11 protein-coding genes and 2 pseudogenes are annotated in these 14605 nt (G+C 61.7%); 6 read left to right on the top strand and 7 right to left on the bottom strand.

Annotation, left to right across the window (positions count from 1 at the left end):
- Window positions 1-3: 3 nt before the first annotated feature.
- From RGAI101_RS17720 to RGAI101_RS17700, 5 genes and pseudogenes are all read right to left on the bottom strand, one after another.
- A pseudogene (locus tag RGAI101_RS17720) lies at window positions 4-703 on the bottom strand (SDR family oxidoreductase).
- Window positions 704-747: 44 nt separating this feature from the next.
- Window positions 748-2223, bottom strand: coding sequence for a carnitine 3-dehydrogenase (locus RGAI101_RS17715; protein WP_008227347.1), 1476 nt, complete (start codon window positions 2221-2223; stop codon window positions 748-750).
- A complete protein-coding gene (locus tag RGAI101_RS17710; RefSeq protein ID WP_008228478.1) occupies window positions 2220-2714 on the bottom strand; it encodes a lipocalin family protein in 495 nt (164 codons plus the stop codon). Before RGAI101_RS17710 ends, RGAI101_RS17715 begins: the two co-directional genes overlap by 4 nt.
- Entirely contained in the window at window positions 2711-3619 is a 909-nt protein-coding gene (locus RGAI101_RS17705) for a 3-keto-5-aminohexanoate cleavage protein (RefSeq protein ID WP_037228693.1), read from the bottom strand. The genes RGAI101_RS17710 and RGAI101_RS17705 overlap by 4 nt, the downstream gene beginning before the upstream one ends.
- A gap of 22 nt (window positions 3620-3641) precedes the next feature.
- On the bottom strand, window positions 3642-4682 hold the full coding sequence (locus tag RGAI101_RS17700) for an aldo/keto reductase (protein ID WP_037228690.1): 1041 nt from the start codon (window positions 4680-4682) through the stop codon (window positions 3642-3644).
- A gap of 160 nt (window positions 4683-4842) precedes the next feature.
- Between RGAI101_RS17700 and RGAI101_RS17695 the strand changes: the two genes are divergently transcribed.
- The 4 genes from RGAI101_RS17695 to RGAI101_RS17680 all read left to right on the top strand — a co-directional run bounded on the left by RGAI101_RS17695 (window position 4843) and on the right by RGAI101_RS17680 (window position 9247).
- Window positions 4843-6081, top strand: a complete 1239-nt coding sequence (locus tag RGAI101_RS17695) for an MFS transporter (RefSeq protein WP_037228687.1) — start codon at window positions 4843-4845, stop codon at window positions 6079-6081.
- Between the two features lie 56 nt (window positions 6082-6137).
- Window positions 6138-7850: a methionine--tRNA ligase gene (gene metG / locus RGAI101_RS17690; RefSeq protein WP_008225098.1), complete on the top strand. Its 1713-nt coding sequence runs from the start codon at window positions 6138-6140 to the stop codon at window positions 7848-7850.
- A 109-nt stretch (window positions 7851-7959) separates the two neighbouring features.
- Window positions 7960-8289, top strand: coding sequence for an arsenate reductase family protein (locus RGAI101_RS17685; RefSeq protein ID WP_037228685.1), 330 nt, complete (start codon window positions 7960-7962; stop codon window positions 8287-8289).
- Between the two features lie 190 nt (window positions 8290-8479).
- Entirely contained in the window at window positions 8480-9247 is a 768-nt protein-coding gene (locus RGAI101_RS17680; RefSeq protein ID WP_008227843.1) for a response regulator transcription factor, read from the top strand.
- Window positions 9248-9426: 179 nt separating this feature from the next.
- Here RGAI101_RS17680 and RGAI101_RS17675 read toward each other — a convergent pair whose 3' ends face one another.
- The gene (locus RGAI101_RS17675; protein ID WP_008227790.1) at window positions 9427-10317 is read right to left on the bottom strand and encodes a LysR family transcriptional regulator; all 891 of its coding nucleotides are present in this window, start codon (window positions 10315-10317) and stop codon (window positions 9427-9429) included.
- 102 nt (window positions 10318-10419) lie between these two features.
- Here RGAI101_RS17675 and RGAI101_RS17670 point away from each other — a divergent pair, with 102 nt between their 5' ends.
- Together RGAI101_RS17670 and RGAI101_RS17665 are read left to right on the top strand one after the other, a co-directional pair.
- Window positions 10420-12006 carry a proton-conducting transporter transmembrane domain-containing protein gene (locus RGAI101_RS17670; protein WP_008226044.1) on the top strand — a complete coding sequence of 529 codons (1587 nt, stop codon included), beginning with the start codon at window positions 10420-10422 and terminating at the stop codon, window positions 12004-12006.
- Window positions 12003-14441: a YbcC family protein gene (locus RGAI101_RS17665; RefSeq protein WP_008225038.1), complete on the top strand. Its 2439-nt coding sequence runs from the start codon at window positions 12003-12005 to the stop codon at window positions 14439-14441. Before RGAI101_RS17670 ends, RGAI101_RS17665 begins: the two co-directional genes overlap by 4 nt.
- Before the next feature lie 35 nt (window positions 14442-14476).
- Here RGAI101_RS17665 and RGAI101_RS21670 read toward each other — a convergent pair.
- Window positions 14477-14605, bottom strand: a pseudogene (locus RGAI101_RS21670) (molybdenum cofactor biosynthesis protein MoaE); the annotation flags it as partial.

The raw sequence follows: 14605 nt of genomic DNA, 5'->3' as shown, positions 1-14605 counted from the left end.
CAATCACAGTTTGGGGTCGGGATTTTCCGTATGCCCGTCCACGGCGATCACCTGCCCCGATACCAGCCGCGCCCCGTCCGAGCCCAGAAACACCGCCATGTTCGCGACATCGCGCGCCTCGACAAAGCTGCGCATCGACGTGCCCGACGCATAACCGTCATAGACCTGATCGCGTGTCATGCCCTTTGGCCACAGCTTCGCGGGCCAGCACACCTTCCATGCGCGGGCCTTCGACCGATCCGGGGCAGATCGCGTTGGCGCGGATGCCGAAGGGGCCAAGTTCCATCGCCAAGGTCTTCATCAGGCCGATCATCGCCCATTTCGCCGCCGCGTATGGCGCGCGGTTGGGGTAGCCGTAGATGCCCGCGGTTGACGAGGTGATCACGATGGCCCCGCTGCGTGCCGCCTTCATCAAGGGTGCGGCATGTTTTGCCGCGATGAACGCCCCTTCCAGATTGACGCTGACGCAGGCGCGGAAATCATCCAGTGCCACGTCTTCGACCCGCGCCGTTGGCCCCGCGATACCCGCATTGGCACACAGCACATCAATGCGGCCCATCTGCGCGATGACATCGGCCATCGCGACCTCATCCGTCGCACTGACCTGACGGCCATGCCACGTCTGGGGCAGATCGGCCAGGCCGGCGGCGTCGACATCTGTCACCCAGACCTGGAACCCCGCGTCGGCAAAGGCCTCGCCCATGGCGCGCCCGATGCCTGACGCGCCAGCGGTGATCAGAACCTGCTTCACCGGGGTGCGCCGACGTGGCGGCCAACCCCTTCGGGCATAGGCAGGCTGGCGTGGGCTTGGGCGAACCGCACCAATGCAGCTTCGATTTTGTCGCTGGGGTCGGACGGTTTGCGGGTTTGCAAGCTGACGTGAAGCAGGAAATGTTCCCCCGTGGCCAGCAGGCGGTCGCCCTCGTACATCTCGTGCCACAGGTGCATCTTCTTGCCCGCCCCCATCAACACCCGCGTGCGGACCTCGATCAGGGCGCCGGCGTGCACCTCGTCCACATGACGAATGTGCGTTTCCGCCGTGAAATAGCTGCCACCCGAGGCGATGTATTCGGCATCACAGCCGATCAGTTCCATAAAGCGGTCCGTCGCATCGGCAAAGGCTTGCAGGTATTTCGCTTCGGTCATGTGGCCGTTGTAGTCGGTCCAATCCAGCGGCACGGCACGGCGTACGGTCAGCACTGGCTGGCTGGCGTCTTCGATGTCGTCGGCGCGCGCGGCCAGCGCCGTGCCTGCGCGCAACGTCGCCTCGTGCTGCTTCATCAACCGGCCTGCGCCCCAGTCCTGCTGCTTGAGCGCGCGCATCATCGACACCAGATTGTTGTCGCGGATGCGTTCCAGATCGCGGATGCCATATGCGCCGGACTGTTCATCGGACTGCCCCGCGATCAGATCAACCAGCTCGTCATTGAATTCGGGTACGTCCATCAGTTTGGTCCACGGCCATTCCAGTGCAGGCCCGAACTGCGCCATGAAATGCTTCATCCCGGCCTCTCCCCCTGCCACGCGGTAGGTCTCGAACAGACCCATCTGCGCCCAGCGGATGCCAAAGCCATAGCGGATGGCGTTGTCGATTTCTTCGGTGGTGGCGATGCCATCCTTGACCAGCCACAGCGCCTCGCGCCAGACGGCCTCAAGGAAGCGGTCCGCGACATGGGCGTCGATTTCTTTCTTCAGGTGCAACGGGTACATCCCGATCGACGTCAGGGTTGCCTTGGCCTTGTCGACCATCGGCCCGTCGATGCCATTGCCCGGCACCAGTTCAACCAGCGGCAGCAGATAGACAGGGTTGAATGGATGCGCGACCATGATCTGATCGGGGCGCGCCATGCCCTCTTGCAATTCGGAGGGTTTGAAGCCCGAGGTAGACGATCCGATCACCGCATCCGGATCACAGGCCTGCTGGATCGCACCAAAGGTCGTGTGCTTGATCTCAAGCCGCTCCGGCACGCTTTCCTGAATCCACGACGCCCCTGCGACGGCGTCGGAAATGCTGTCGTGAAAGCTGATTGCGCCTGCGTCCGGCAAGGCCACATCGGTCAGACCGGGCATGGAGCGGCGGGCGTTGGCCATGACTTCGCCAATCTTGCGTTCGGCCTGGGGGTCGGGGTCAAAAACCTGTACGTTCCACCCGTTCAGCGCGAAACGCGCGGCCCATCCGCCACCGATTACTCCGCCGCCAATAATTGCCGCAATCTTCGTCATTTTCGCATCCTTAACTGGCTGATATCATAGCCGTTGAAATCCAATATCTCGCGTGCGGCCGTGATCCGGTCCGCGCCGCCCGTCGGCTTGCGGTCCAAAATCCAGCCAAAATCGCCTGCAGGGTTGCCCACCACGGCGGTGCGGAACCCTTCGTCTACCCAAAGCACCCACAGATCGCGCGGGGTGCCGTCGGGTTGGGTCAGGGCATAGCGGCCCTGACCTGTTGCCGTCGCCAGCCAAAGCGCCTCGCACGTCCCCGCATCATCACAAAGCTGGAATGCCGGGCCGCCCGTGCTGTCGACCAAGGCCACCCGGTCAGGCGCATCCAGAGCAAAGCTGCCCCGGACCACCCATGCCCCCGCAAAACGGTCGGCATCATAGCGCGCGGTGGCCCCGATCAGCGCCGTCGTGTCGCGGTACCCCAGACCGTCCTTGGCCAGAGGGGCCGCACAGCCCGCCAGCAGGGTCAACGCCAGCAAAGCATATTTCACTTTGGGGCCCGTTTGGTCAGACCCAGCTTTTCGCGCACCTCTGCCGGGCCGATGACCCGCGCACCCATGTTTTCAATGATCGAGCCTGCACGTTCCACCAGTTGCCAGTTCTCGGCCAGCACGCCCTTGTCCAGCCACAGGTTATCCTCGAGACCGACGCGCACGTTGCCACCTGCCAGCACGGAGGCGGCGACATAGGCCATCTGGTTGCGCCCCAGACCGAAGGCGCTGAAAGTCCAGTCGTCGGGCACGTTGTTTACCATCGCCATGAAGGTGTTCAGATCATCCGGTGCCCCCCAGGGCACGCCCATGCACAGCTGCACCAACGCGGGGCTGTCCAGCACGCCGTCTTTGACCAGTTGCTTGGCGTACCAAAGATGGCCGGTGTCAAACGCCTCGATCTCGGGCTTGACGCCCAGATGCGTCATCATCTGCCCCATCGCCGTCAGCATGCCCGGCGTGTTGGTCATCACGTAATCGGCTTCGGCAAAGTTCATCGTACCGCAATCCAGCGTGCAAATCTCGGGCAGGCATTCGGCGATGTGCTGGACCCGCTCGGATGCGCCGATCATGTCGGTGCCTGCGATCGGGGGCATCGGGTTTTCGGTCGGCCCAAAGATGATATCGCCCCCCATGCCCGCCGTCAGGTTCAAGATCACATCGGTTTCGGATTCGCGGATGCGCTCCGTGACCTCGCGGTACAGATCCAACCGGCGGCTTGGCACGCCGGTTTCAGGGTCGCGCACGTGGCAATGCACCACGGCCGCACCTGCCTTGGCCGCAGCAATCGCACTGTCGGCGATCTGGGCCGGCGACCGGGGCACATGATGGCTGCGGTCCTGGCTGCCGCCCGATCCGGTGACCGCGCAGGTGATAAACACGTCCTTGTTCATGGTAAGAGGCATCGTAAGGCTCCTTCAAAAGCGGTTAGTACGGCATCGGATGCGCTTTGTGCGCAGCATTGATATCAGCCAGGATTTCATCATTCAGTTCCAGATCAATCGCACCCAAAGCGACCTCGAGCTGGTCCAATGACGTCGCCCCAAAGATAATTGACGTCATGAAGGGCCGCTGGCGCGCCCAGGCCAGCGCCATCTGGGTCGGGTCCAGCCCGTGTTTCTGCGCGATGTCCAGATAGGCGGCGGTGGCGTCAAATACGCGGTCGGTCTTGCGCCCGCCCAAATCACCGTTGATCGCCATGCGCGACCCGTCCGGCAGCGCACCGTTCTGGTATTTCCCGGTCAACATGCCCGCCGCAAGCGGCGAAAACGACAGCAATCCGATGTCTTCGTTGTGGCACGTTTCTGCCAGATCGGTATCGGCCAGACGGCACAGCAGCGAATATTCATTCTGCACCGATACGGGGCGCGGCCCGCCCGTGCGTTCTGCCGCCTCGGCCCATTGTGTCAGCCCCCACGCGCTTTCGTTGCTCAGGCCAAAGCTGCGGATCGTGCCGCGCTTTACCTCATCCTGCAGCGCGCCCATGCAGTCTTCCATGTGGGCGATCGTCTCGCTGCGGTTCTGCGAGGATGGGTCGTAGGTCCAGTTCTTGCGGAACATGTAGCTGCCGCGATTGGGCCAGTGGAACTGGTACAGATCGATGTAATCCGTCTGCAACCGCTTCAACGATCCTTCGACCGTATCGCGGATGGTCTTTGACGATATTCCCGCCCCGTCGCGGACTGCCGCCCCTTCGCCCGAATGCTTGGAGGCCAGCACGAAATCCTTGCGCCGCCCGCTTTTTGCAATCCACTGGCCGATGATCTGTTCGGTCAGCCCGACGGTCTCGGCCTTGATCGGATTGACGGGATACATTTCCGCCGTGTCGATGAAATTGATCCCCGCCTCCAACGCGCGGTCGATCTGTGCATGGCCTTCCTCAGGCGTGTTTTGCGTACCCCAAGTCATTGACCCCAAACAAAAATCCGTCACCTCGATATCGGTACGGCCCAGCTTATTCATCTTCATCGCGTCTCTCCGGCTTGATTTGCGCCCACACTCTCGCAGCGCCCGCGCCATCGCAAGCGGTTTTCCATGCGGCATCGCAAAAGCCGGCTTGCGCTGTTTTTTTCAGCGTCTGTCGCTTTGCACATTGGTTTCGCCCCGCAAACCCGACAGAGTATTTTTCATGCGTTTGCTCATCTCCTTTGCCGCCCTGTTCCTCTCCGTGATCTTCCTGCAACTGTCTTCGGGCGGTGTGGGGCCGCTGGACGTGCTGTCAGGCATCCAGCTTGGGTTTTCCAATCAGGAAATCGGCCTATTAGGGTCAGCGCATTTCGTCGGCTTTTTCATCGGCTGCTGGTGGGCCCCGCGCCTGATGGGCAGCGTCGGGCACAGCCGCGCCTTTGCCGCCTTTACCGCCGCCGGATCCATCGGGTTGATGTCCCACATGCTGGTGCTGGACCCTTACGCCTGGGCGCTGATGCGGGTCGCGTCGGGCCTATGCGTGGCAGGCTGCTACACCGTGGTCGAGGCATGGTTGAACGCAAAAGTCACCAATGAAACCCGCGGTCGCACCATGGGGGCCTACCGCGTTGTCGACATGAGCGGATCACTGGCCGCACAGATGATCATCGGCGTGCTCAGCCCCGCATCCTATGTGTCCTACAACCTGCTGGCGATCCTGTGCTGTGCGGCCCTGATCCCGCTGACCCTGACACGGCTGCCGCAACCCGAAACCCCGGCGCAACCGCGTCTGCGGCCCCGGTTGGCAGTTGACCGGTCGCCGCTGGCCGCCGCCGCCGTGGTGATCGCGGCGCTGTCCAGCGCATCGTTTCGCATGGTCGGCCCCATCTATGGCGAAGAGGTCGGCCTGACCGCCGGTCAAATCGCGTGGTTCCTGTCGGCTTTTGTCCTGGGCGGCGCGCTGGCACAGTTCCCGATTGGCTGGCTGGCGGATAAATTCGACCGCCGCTGGGTGCTGATCTGGTTGTCGGGCGCATCCATCGTCAGTTGTGCCGTCACCGTCATGTCGGCAGGTCTTGGCACGCAGGCGATCTTTCTGGCCGCGACGCTTTTCGGGCTGACGACATTCCCGATCTACTCCGTCGCCGCCGCCCATGCCCATGACTTCGCCACCAGCGAAGAACGGATCGAACTGTCAGCCGCGCTGATGTTCTGGTTTGCCGTCGGCGCGATCTTTGCGCCGTACCTTGCCTCTGTGCTGATCGAAACCTATGGCCCAGCGGCGCTGTTTACCATGATATCGGTCGGACACGGCGTGCTGCTGATCTTTGGCCTGACCCGCATGCGCGCCCGCCCCACAGCACGCAAGCGCACACCCTATGTCTATGCGCCACGCACGTCTTTCACCATCGGCCGCCTGATGCGCCGCCAACGCGACCGCGACGGCAACCACACCCCCTAGCCCTTCGCCTGTCCCTGCGCTAGAGACATGCCAAAGCATTTACGGGGCCATTTACCATGACACGCCACCTTATCACCTCTGCCATTCCGTACATCAACGGCATCAAACACCTGGGAAATCTGGTCGGCAGCCAGTTGCCCGCCGATCTTTACGCCCGCTACCTGCGCGCACGCGGTCACGAGGTGCTGTTTTTATGCGCCACGGATGAACACGGCACCCCCGCCGAACTCGCCGCTGCCAAGGCGGGAAAACCGGTCGAAGACTACTGTGCCGAGATGCACGAGGTTCAGGCGCGGATTGCAGACGGTTTCGGTCTGTCCTTCGACCATTTCGGACGGTCTTCCAGCATCCAGAACCAAAGGCTGACCCAGCATTTTGCGGGCGCGTTGTACAACGAGGGCCTGATCGAAGAGGTCGAACAGCGCCAGATCTATTCCGAGACCGATGGCCGCTTCCTGCCCGACCGCTATGTCGAAGGCACATGCCCCAACTGCGGTTTCGAGGACGCGCGCGGTGATCAATGCGACAATTGCACCAAGCAGTTGGACCCCGAAGACCTGATCAACCCGCGCTCGACCGTGTCGGGTGCCACCGACCTGGAAATGCGCGCGACCAAGCATCTGTTCCTGAAGCAGTCCAAGATGAAGGACCGGCTGGACGACTGGATCAATTCGAAAACCGACTGGCCCGTTCTGACCACGTCCATCGCCAAGAAATGGTTGCACGACGGTGACGGCCTTCAGGACCGTGGCATCACCCGCGACCTTAGCTGGGGCGTCCCCGTCAAACGCGGCGACGAAGACTGGCCGGGGATGGAGGGCAAGGTGTTCTATGTCTGGTTCGACGCCCCCATCGAATATATCGCCTGCGCGCAGGAATGGGTCGACGCAGGCAAGGGCTCTGACTGGGAAAGGTGGTGGCGTACCGACAAAGGTGCCGACGACGTGCGCTATACCCAGTTCATGGGCAAGGATAACGTGCCCTTCCACACGCTCAGCTTTCCCGCAACGATCATGGGATCAAACGAGCCGTGGAAGCTGGTCGATTACATCAAGTCTTTCAACTACCTGACCTATGATGGCGGGCAGTTCTCGACCTCGCGCGGGCGCGGCGTGTTCATGGATCAGGCGCTGGAAATCCTGCCTGCCGATACATGGCGCTGGTGGCTGCTTAGCCATGCGCCGGAAACGTCGGACGCCGAGTTCACCTGGGAGAATTTCCAGGCCTCGGTGAACAAGGATTTGGCCGACGTTCTGGGCAACTTCATCAGCAGGATCACCAAATTCTGCCGTTCGAAATTCAGCGAAGCCGTGCCGGAAGCCGGCGAATATGGCCCTGCCGAACATGCGCTGATCGCTGATCTGTCCGAACGTGTCAGCCGCTATCAAGCCGCGATGGAAGCGATGGAGGTCCGCAAATCCGCCGCCGAATTGCGCGCGATCTGGGCTGCGGGCAACGAATACCTGCAAGCCGAAGCACCGTGGACCACGTTCAAGACCGACCCGGACAAGGCTGCCGCCCAAGTACGACTGGCCCTGAACCTGATCCCGTTTTACGCCGTTCTGTCCGCGCCGTTTATCCCCGATGCCGCCGCCAGTATGTTGTCATGCGTCCGGGTAGACCAACCTATCTGGCCCGACGATGTGCCCGCCGCCTTGGCGCAACTGGCCCCCGGTCATGCCTTTGACGTCCCCGAAGTGCTGTTTGCCAAGATCACGGACGAGCAACGCGAGGAATGGGCAGAGAAATTCGCAGGCGTCCGGACCTGATTAAAGCTTAAGACCGAAACCAAGCTTGGTGATGCAGCGTCAGGAACGGCTTGCCCTGCACAGGGCAATGCCGGATGGTGCATCACCAGCGCCCAAAGGAGACTGCGCCATGATCATCTACGGACTAAGCACCTGTTCGCTGTGCCAAAAAGCCATCAAGGCGTTGGAGGCAGACGGCAAGGACGTGCACTTCCGTGATGTCAGGGCAGATCCGTTTAGCGAGGCGGAATTGGCTGAATTGATTGCGGAATTCGGCGATCGGTTGGTTGACCGCACGTCAAACGACTACCGCGCGCTGAACGACTGGCTGAAAAACTCAGAGGCCGAAGCGCAGATTTCCGCCAAGCCCAAGGTGATGGCCCGCCCCGTCATCCGCGACGCTGATGCCTTTTATCTGGGCTGGGATGATGCGGTGCAAAAGGCGCTGTTGCAGGGCTGATACCCGCATCTTGCCACGGGGCTTTCGGCTGCCCTTGTTAACCTTCATCTCGAGATTTCGTTGAGATAGGTAAATCCGATGTTACAAGGGCACCGTATCCAAGGCGGATACCGATAGAAATGACTGCCATGTGTGTGGACCTGTTCGGGGCCCCCGCGCAGATTTACACCCCATTCATAGGGTGAAACCAATGCGTGTATTGATGAGTGTGACCAGCTGGGATGCGACCCTCGTGCAGAAGTATCTGCAAGAAGACGGGTTTCTGGTCACTGCCGCCAAAGACGGCACTGCCATTTTTGAATCGCTCAGCCTGATGTGCCGCCCGATCGTGATCCTGGAAACCGATTTGCCGGATGTGGACTGGGCCAACAGTATCATCAAGCTGCGCCGACAAAACCGCAACATGAGCATCCTTGTCCTGAACCGTCATAAATCGGCTGCAGATCAGACCAAAGCATTCAACCTGGGCGCGGATGACGTCATCGCACCGGACATGGATGGCCGCGAGGTCACTGCCCGTATCCGCGCGGTCGCCCTGCGCCGTGCCGGGCATTCAGGCGTGAAAATCAACTTTGGACCGATGCAGATGAACGTCAAAGACCGGCGCGTCTATTGGGGGCACCAAAGGGTCGAGATGACACCGACCCAATACAACATCTTTGAAACCATCTGCCTTGCCGCGCCCTATGCGGTCAGCAAGGACGTCATCATGGCCGAACTTTACGGTGTCGAGGAAGGCAGCGAACCGGTCGCCATCCATGTGTTCCTCTCGAACATCCGGTCGCGGCTGGTCGATGCAGGGGCATCGCGGGATGTCATCGAAACGCAGCGGGGGCGTGGATACCGGCTGGCCAAATCCGTCACCTCCCAAGCGCCGATGCACAGGTCCGACGATCTGATTGATCACATGACAGAGGCCGATTTCGAACATTCGGAACAGGTCGCTAAAAGCGCCTAGGCCCCTCGCCTACAGCCACTTCGTGTGGCTGCCGCTGTGATCGCTTTGGCTTCCAACGCTTCCCTGGCTTGCGCGTGATATAAGCGGAAAAACATTGGAAGGAAGCGCCATCCCGATATCCCTCAGCGGCCTTGCCGCATGATGCATCTGGCGGTGTAGCCCTTGGCGGGGCCGGAAATCTAGCCGGTAAAAGGCCCGCCACCGGGTTCAAGCACTTCAGCCAACAGCGGATTGGGAAACTTGCGCTTCGCGGTCACCGCGTAAAAGCTTTCGGACAGGCCAACATCATGATCGGCCTCCTTCAATAGACCTGTCTGCAACTCGTTTTTCACCACGATGGGCGGCAGCACGGCCAGACCGATGTCCTCCCGGGCCAGCAGGCGCATCATCGCCATGTCGTCAACCTCGGCCGCCAAAACCGGCCGGACACCAAGGCGCGCGCATAGTGCGTCAAACCCCGCCCGAACCGGGCTTTCCAGTGTGGGTACGATAACAGGGTTCGTCGCCAACAGATCAAGCAGAGATTTATTGCCATCAATCCGTTCCGGCTTGCCGATCACGCTGACCGGTTGTTGGGCCACAGGATGCACGATGAACGACGTCAACGCATCATCGGCAGGCGCGCGATTGGTCAGCACCACATCAAGGCCGAGCGTCTCAAGCCCCTGCAATAACTCAATCGAGGTGCCTGATCGCAAGACCAGTTCGACCTGCGGCTTTCCCAGCAGAGGGCGCAGGAATTCAATCTGGAAGTTGCGCGACAACGTGGCCAGCGCGCCGACGCGCAGCACCTGCCGCGCATTACCTGTGCGGCGCAACGTGGCAATCAGTTCCTGACCCGCGCCAAAGATCGTATCAGCATAGTCCAGCGTGATCCGGCCCGCTTCGGTCAGATGCAACTGCCTGTTGCGACGCTCGAAAACGCGCTGGCCCAGGCGATCCTCAAGCTTGCGGATCTGCACCGAGACGGCCGATTGCGACAGGTTTAGGCGCGCAGCCGTGCGGGTCAGATTGCCGTCATGGGCGACCTCCCAGAAATAGCGCAGGTGATTATAATTCATCTCTGTCATATCGTTCGTTTTAGACGAACTTTTTATTGCGAACAATGAATTTTTTTATTCATCACGGTCTGCGTAAGACAGCGCAACTGAATTTCCCCGTCGGAGGACCTTATGCTGATCCACCTTTTACCGCTCCTTGCTGCTGCCCTCTTTCTGGGGACGGCAGCATTGATAAAATACAAACCCGTCAGTCTGCCACAAACCGCCGCGCGCCTTGCCGAGGCGTCAGCCCTTGGTGCGCTGCTCATCGCAGTCCTGTCGCTGGGGATGCTGATCATTCACGGTGCCGGGACCAGTCCACTTTTGGGAATGGCGGGTGTCGGCCTGTCCGCGCGCGTTGATGTCGTCAGCATGACCATGCTGTTGCTGGTCACCTTTATCGGCTGGATCGTCGTACGCTACGCCCGGACCTACCTTGATGGCGAGGCGGGCCAGATCAATTTCACCATCTGGCTGCTGGCGACACTGGCCGCTGTGGTCCTATTGGTGCAATCGGGCAATATCCTCCAGTTCGTCGGGGCGTGGATCGCCACCAGCCTGTGCCTGCACAAGCTTCTGTTGTTCTATCCCGCCCGCGTAGCCGCGCAGCGGGCAGCCCACAAGAAATTCGTGACGGCGCGCGCGGGCGATGCGGCCTTAATCCTCGCCACGGCATTGTTGATCGCAGCTTATGGCACGACCGAAATCTCGGAAATGCTGGCAGCGGCACAAGATGGCGACGGGGGCGGGCTAGCCAGCGCCGCCGCCGCCCTGCTGGCCCTTGCCGCCGTGCTGAAATCCGCACAGTTCCCGACCCACGGCTGGCTGACCGAGGTGATGGAGGCCCCTACCCCGGTGTCGGCCCTGCTGCACGCGGGCGTCGTAAATGGCGGGGGTTTTTTGCTGATCCGCTTTGCCGATGTAGTGCTATTGTCACCACTTGTGCTGGCGGTTCTGGTGGGGATTGGCGGATTTACCGCGCTGTTTGGCGGGGTTGTCATGCTGACCCAACCGACGGTCAAGGTATCCTTGGCGTGGTCGACCGTATCGCAGATGGGGTTCATGATCCTGCAATGCGGGCTGGCCCTGTTTCCGCTGGCACTGCTGCACATCGTTGCCCATTCCCTTTACAAGGCCCATGCGTTTCTGTCCGCTGGCGGGGCCGTTGAGCGGGTCGCAGCCAGCCGCAAGCCCGGCCCTGTGGCGGTGCCCGACCTTGGCGCCGTTGCCCGCGCCTTTGCCATGGCGATTGCGATATACGGGGTGATCTATATGGGTTCTGGCGCGCTGGTCGGCTTTGGCAGTAAATCCCCGCAGGCTGTGGCCTTGGGGGCGATCCTGATCTTCGGGGTTGCCTATTTGCTGGCGCAAGGGCTGGCCGATGCCGCCCCCCGTGCCTTGACCCGCAGAACCGCCTTGATGTCAGTGATCGCAACGCTGGCCTATATCGGCCTGCAACGCGGTGCGGAATGGTTGACGGTCGGGGCCTTGCCGCCCGCGCCAATCGCCGGACCGCTGGAATGGGCGCTGATCCTGCTCGCACTGTTCAGCTTCGGGGCCGTCGCCTTGGCACAATCCACCTTGCCGCTGTGGTCGCATCACCCGGCCGCCCAAGGGCTGCGCGTTCATCTGACCAACGGATTTTACATCAACGCCATCGAAGACCGCCTGCTGAGGGGCTGGTCGCGTACCACCACCAATTCAGGAGCGAAACCATGAAAGCGGATACACACGCCGGGTTTGCCGGTACCCATCTAGAATTCATCGCCCAGTCCGAAGCGGCCAGCCGCACTATTCCGCCGCTTTGGCCCCTGTCGTCTTCGGTGGCAGTCAATCCGTTTCTGGGTCAGACCGATCAAAGCCTTGCGCAGGTTTCGGCGGTGCTGGCCCGCGTTGCCGGTACCCGCGTGACGATGCCAAACAGCTGGTATCAGACCCGCATCGCCGACGGCACGATCACAGATGAGGATCTGCTGAAGGCCTTTGCCAGCGCCCCTGCGGGCGGGCCGGATAGCGTTGCGGCGCTCAAAGCGGCAGCAAAAGCACCTGATGAGGCCCCCATAGCGTTGCCCACCATCGCAGAGCTTGCAAAAGAGGCCTCCGGCATCGACTGGCCCGGCCTGATCGAAGATCGCATCGGCACATGGGCTGTTGGGTATTTCGATGCGGGGCAAGCGTTGTGGCAGGCGACACCGGGGCGCGATGCCTTTGAAAGCTGGCTGGTTTTCGCGCGCCGCGACCTCACGCCAGAGATCACCGGCCTTACAGGTTTTGCCGCCACGGTCGCCGATGTACCTGCGTGGTCGCGGGCGGCGCTGTCGCTGGCCTGTGACGCGCTGCACCTGACGCCGGACGCTTCGGCGACCTATTTCCACCAACTGTTGTTGGGGATGGGCGGCTGGTCGCAACTGGCGCGCCAACGTTTGTGGCAGGCAGAATTGCGCGGCGGGACCGATGCAACCACGACCGATATGCTGACGATCCGTTTGATCTGGGAACAGGCGTTGCTGGCGCAGTACGCCCCCCAGATCGCCACGCGTTGGTCAGAGGTTCGTGCCATCCATGCAACGGCCCCCGAACCAAGTGCCGCCCAGATCGCCGCCAGCCTATTGCAAGACGCTGCAGAGCAAGCCGCGCAGCGCGCCCTGAGCCGCACGCTATCCGCACCCGTCGATGCCAGCCCCCAAGGCCGCCCCGCCCTGCAAGCCGCGTTTTGCATCGACGTGCGGTCCGAAGTGTTTCGCCGGGCGCTGGAAAGTCTTGATCCCGATGTGCAGACCCTTGGGTTTGCCGGGTTCTTCGGACTGGCAACGTCACACCGCGATTTCGCATCCGACATCGGCGAAGCACGCCTGCCTGTGCTGCTGACACCCGCATTGCACAGCACGGTGTCCACCACCGAAAACGCGCAATCCGATCAGTCCACCCGTCTGCGCGCGCGGGCGGAGCGTGCGTGGGGACGGTTCAAACTGGCTGCCGTATCGTCCTTTGCCTTTGTCGAGGCGACCGGCCCGGTCTATGCCACCAAGCTGCTGCGCGATGCGTTCAGTCTGATGGCTGCGCCCAAGGTAACGGCATTGCAGCCGCGGTTCGACGATGGATTTGCCACGGCGGATAAAATCATAGCGGCTGCGACGATCCTGCGGGCGATGTCGCTGACCGACAGCTTCGCGCCCCTCGTGCTGCTGGTCGGGCACGGGGCCAGTGTCGTGAACAATCCCCACGCCAGCACCCTGCACTGCGGTGCTTGTGGCGGCTACAGAGGCGACGTCAACGCCCGGCTTTTGGCAGGGATGCTGAACGATGCCGATGTGCGCCCAGGGCTGGCGCAGCTGGGGATCGCCATTCCGGACGATACGATTTTTATCGGCGGTTTGCACGATACCACCACCGACGACGTGACCCTTTTCGAGAACGATACCGGCAGCGCGGCCCCCAAGGCGCTGATCGCCAAGGCCAGGGGTTGGCTGGCGGCCGCAGGCAGGATCGCCCGGACGGAACGCGCATTGCGGTTGCCGCGTGCCGATGCAGGCGCGGCCATTGCGACCCGCAGCATTGACTGGGCCGAAACGCGGCCCGAATGGGCGTTGGCAGGCTGTAGTGCTTTTATCGCGGCACCCCGCAATCGGACCCGTGGCAAGCCCTTGGACGGGCGCGCTTTCTTGCATGACTACGACTGGACCAAGGACGAAGGCTTTGGTGTGCTGGAGCTGATCCTGACCGCCCCTGTCGTGGTCGCCAGCTGGATCAGCCTGCAATATTATGGGTCGGTTGTCGCCCCCGACACGTTTGGGGCCGGTAACAAGCTGCTGCATAACGTGACGGGCGGTGTCGGCGTCGTCGAAGGCAACGGCGGCATCCTGCGTACGGGTTTGCCGTGGCAATCGGTGCATGACGGAACGGATTTTGCCCATGACCCGTTGCGCCTGTCAATCTGCCTGGAGGCTCCGGCCGATGCGGTCACGGACATCCTTGCGCGTCACCCGCAGGTGCGCGCCCTGTTCGATAACCGCTGGCTGCATCTGTTCTTGCTGAACGGCCAAGGCCATATGGCGCAACGCTATGTCGGCGATTTGGAATGGCAAGATATTGATCGTGCTGCCCCTGCGCAAACAGCACCGTCCCCCGAGGTTAGGCATCGTCAGGTAGCGTAAAGTGTCGCGCAATGAAGAAATACGGGCGGCGCCTATTCCCTCATGCCGGGATAATGTTCAATTTCCATGGCCTGAAGGGGATCACCGGGCAAATCGCGCACCATGCCGGTAAAGGTCACGATCGCGCCCATATCCTTGTGCCCGCTTGCGAATTCCGATGACAC

The sequence above is a fragment of the Roseobacter sp. GAI101 genome, from assembly GCF_000156335.1.
In the GTDB taxonomy this organism is placed as follows: Bacteria; Pseudomonadota; Alphaproteobacteria; order Rhodobacterales; family Rhodobacteraceae; genus Sulfitobacter.
This window is presented reverse-complemented; position numbering and strand designations above follow the sequence as displayed.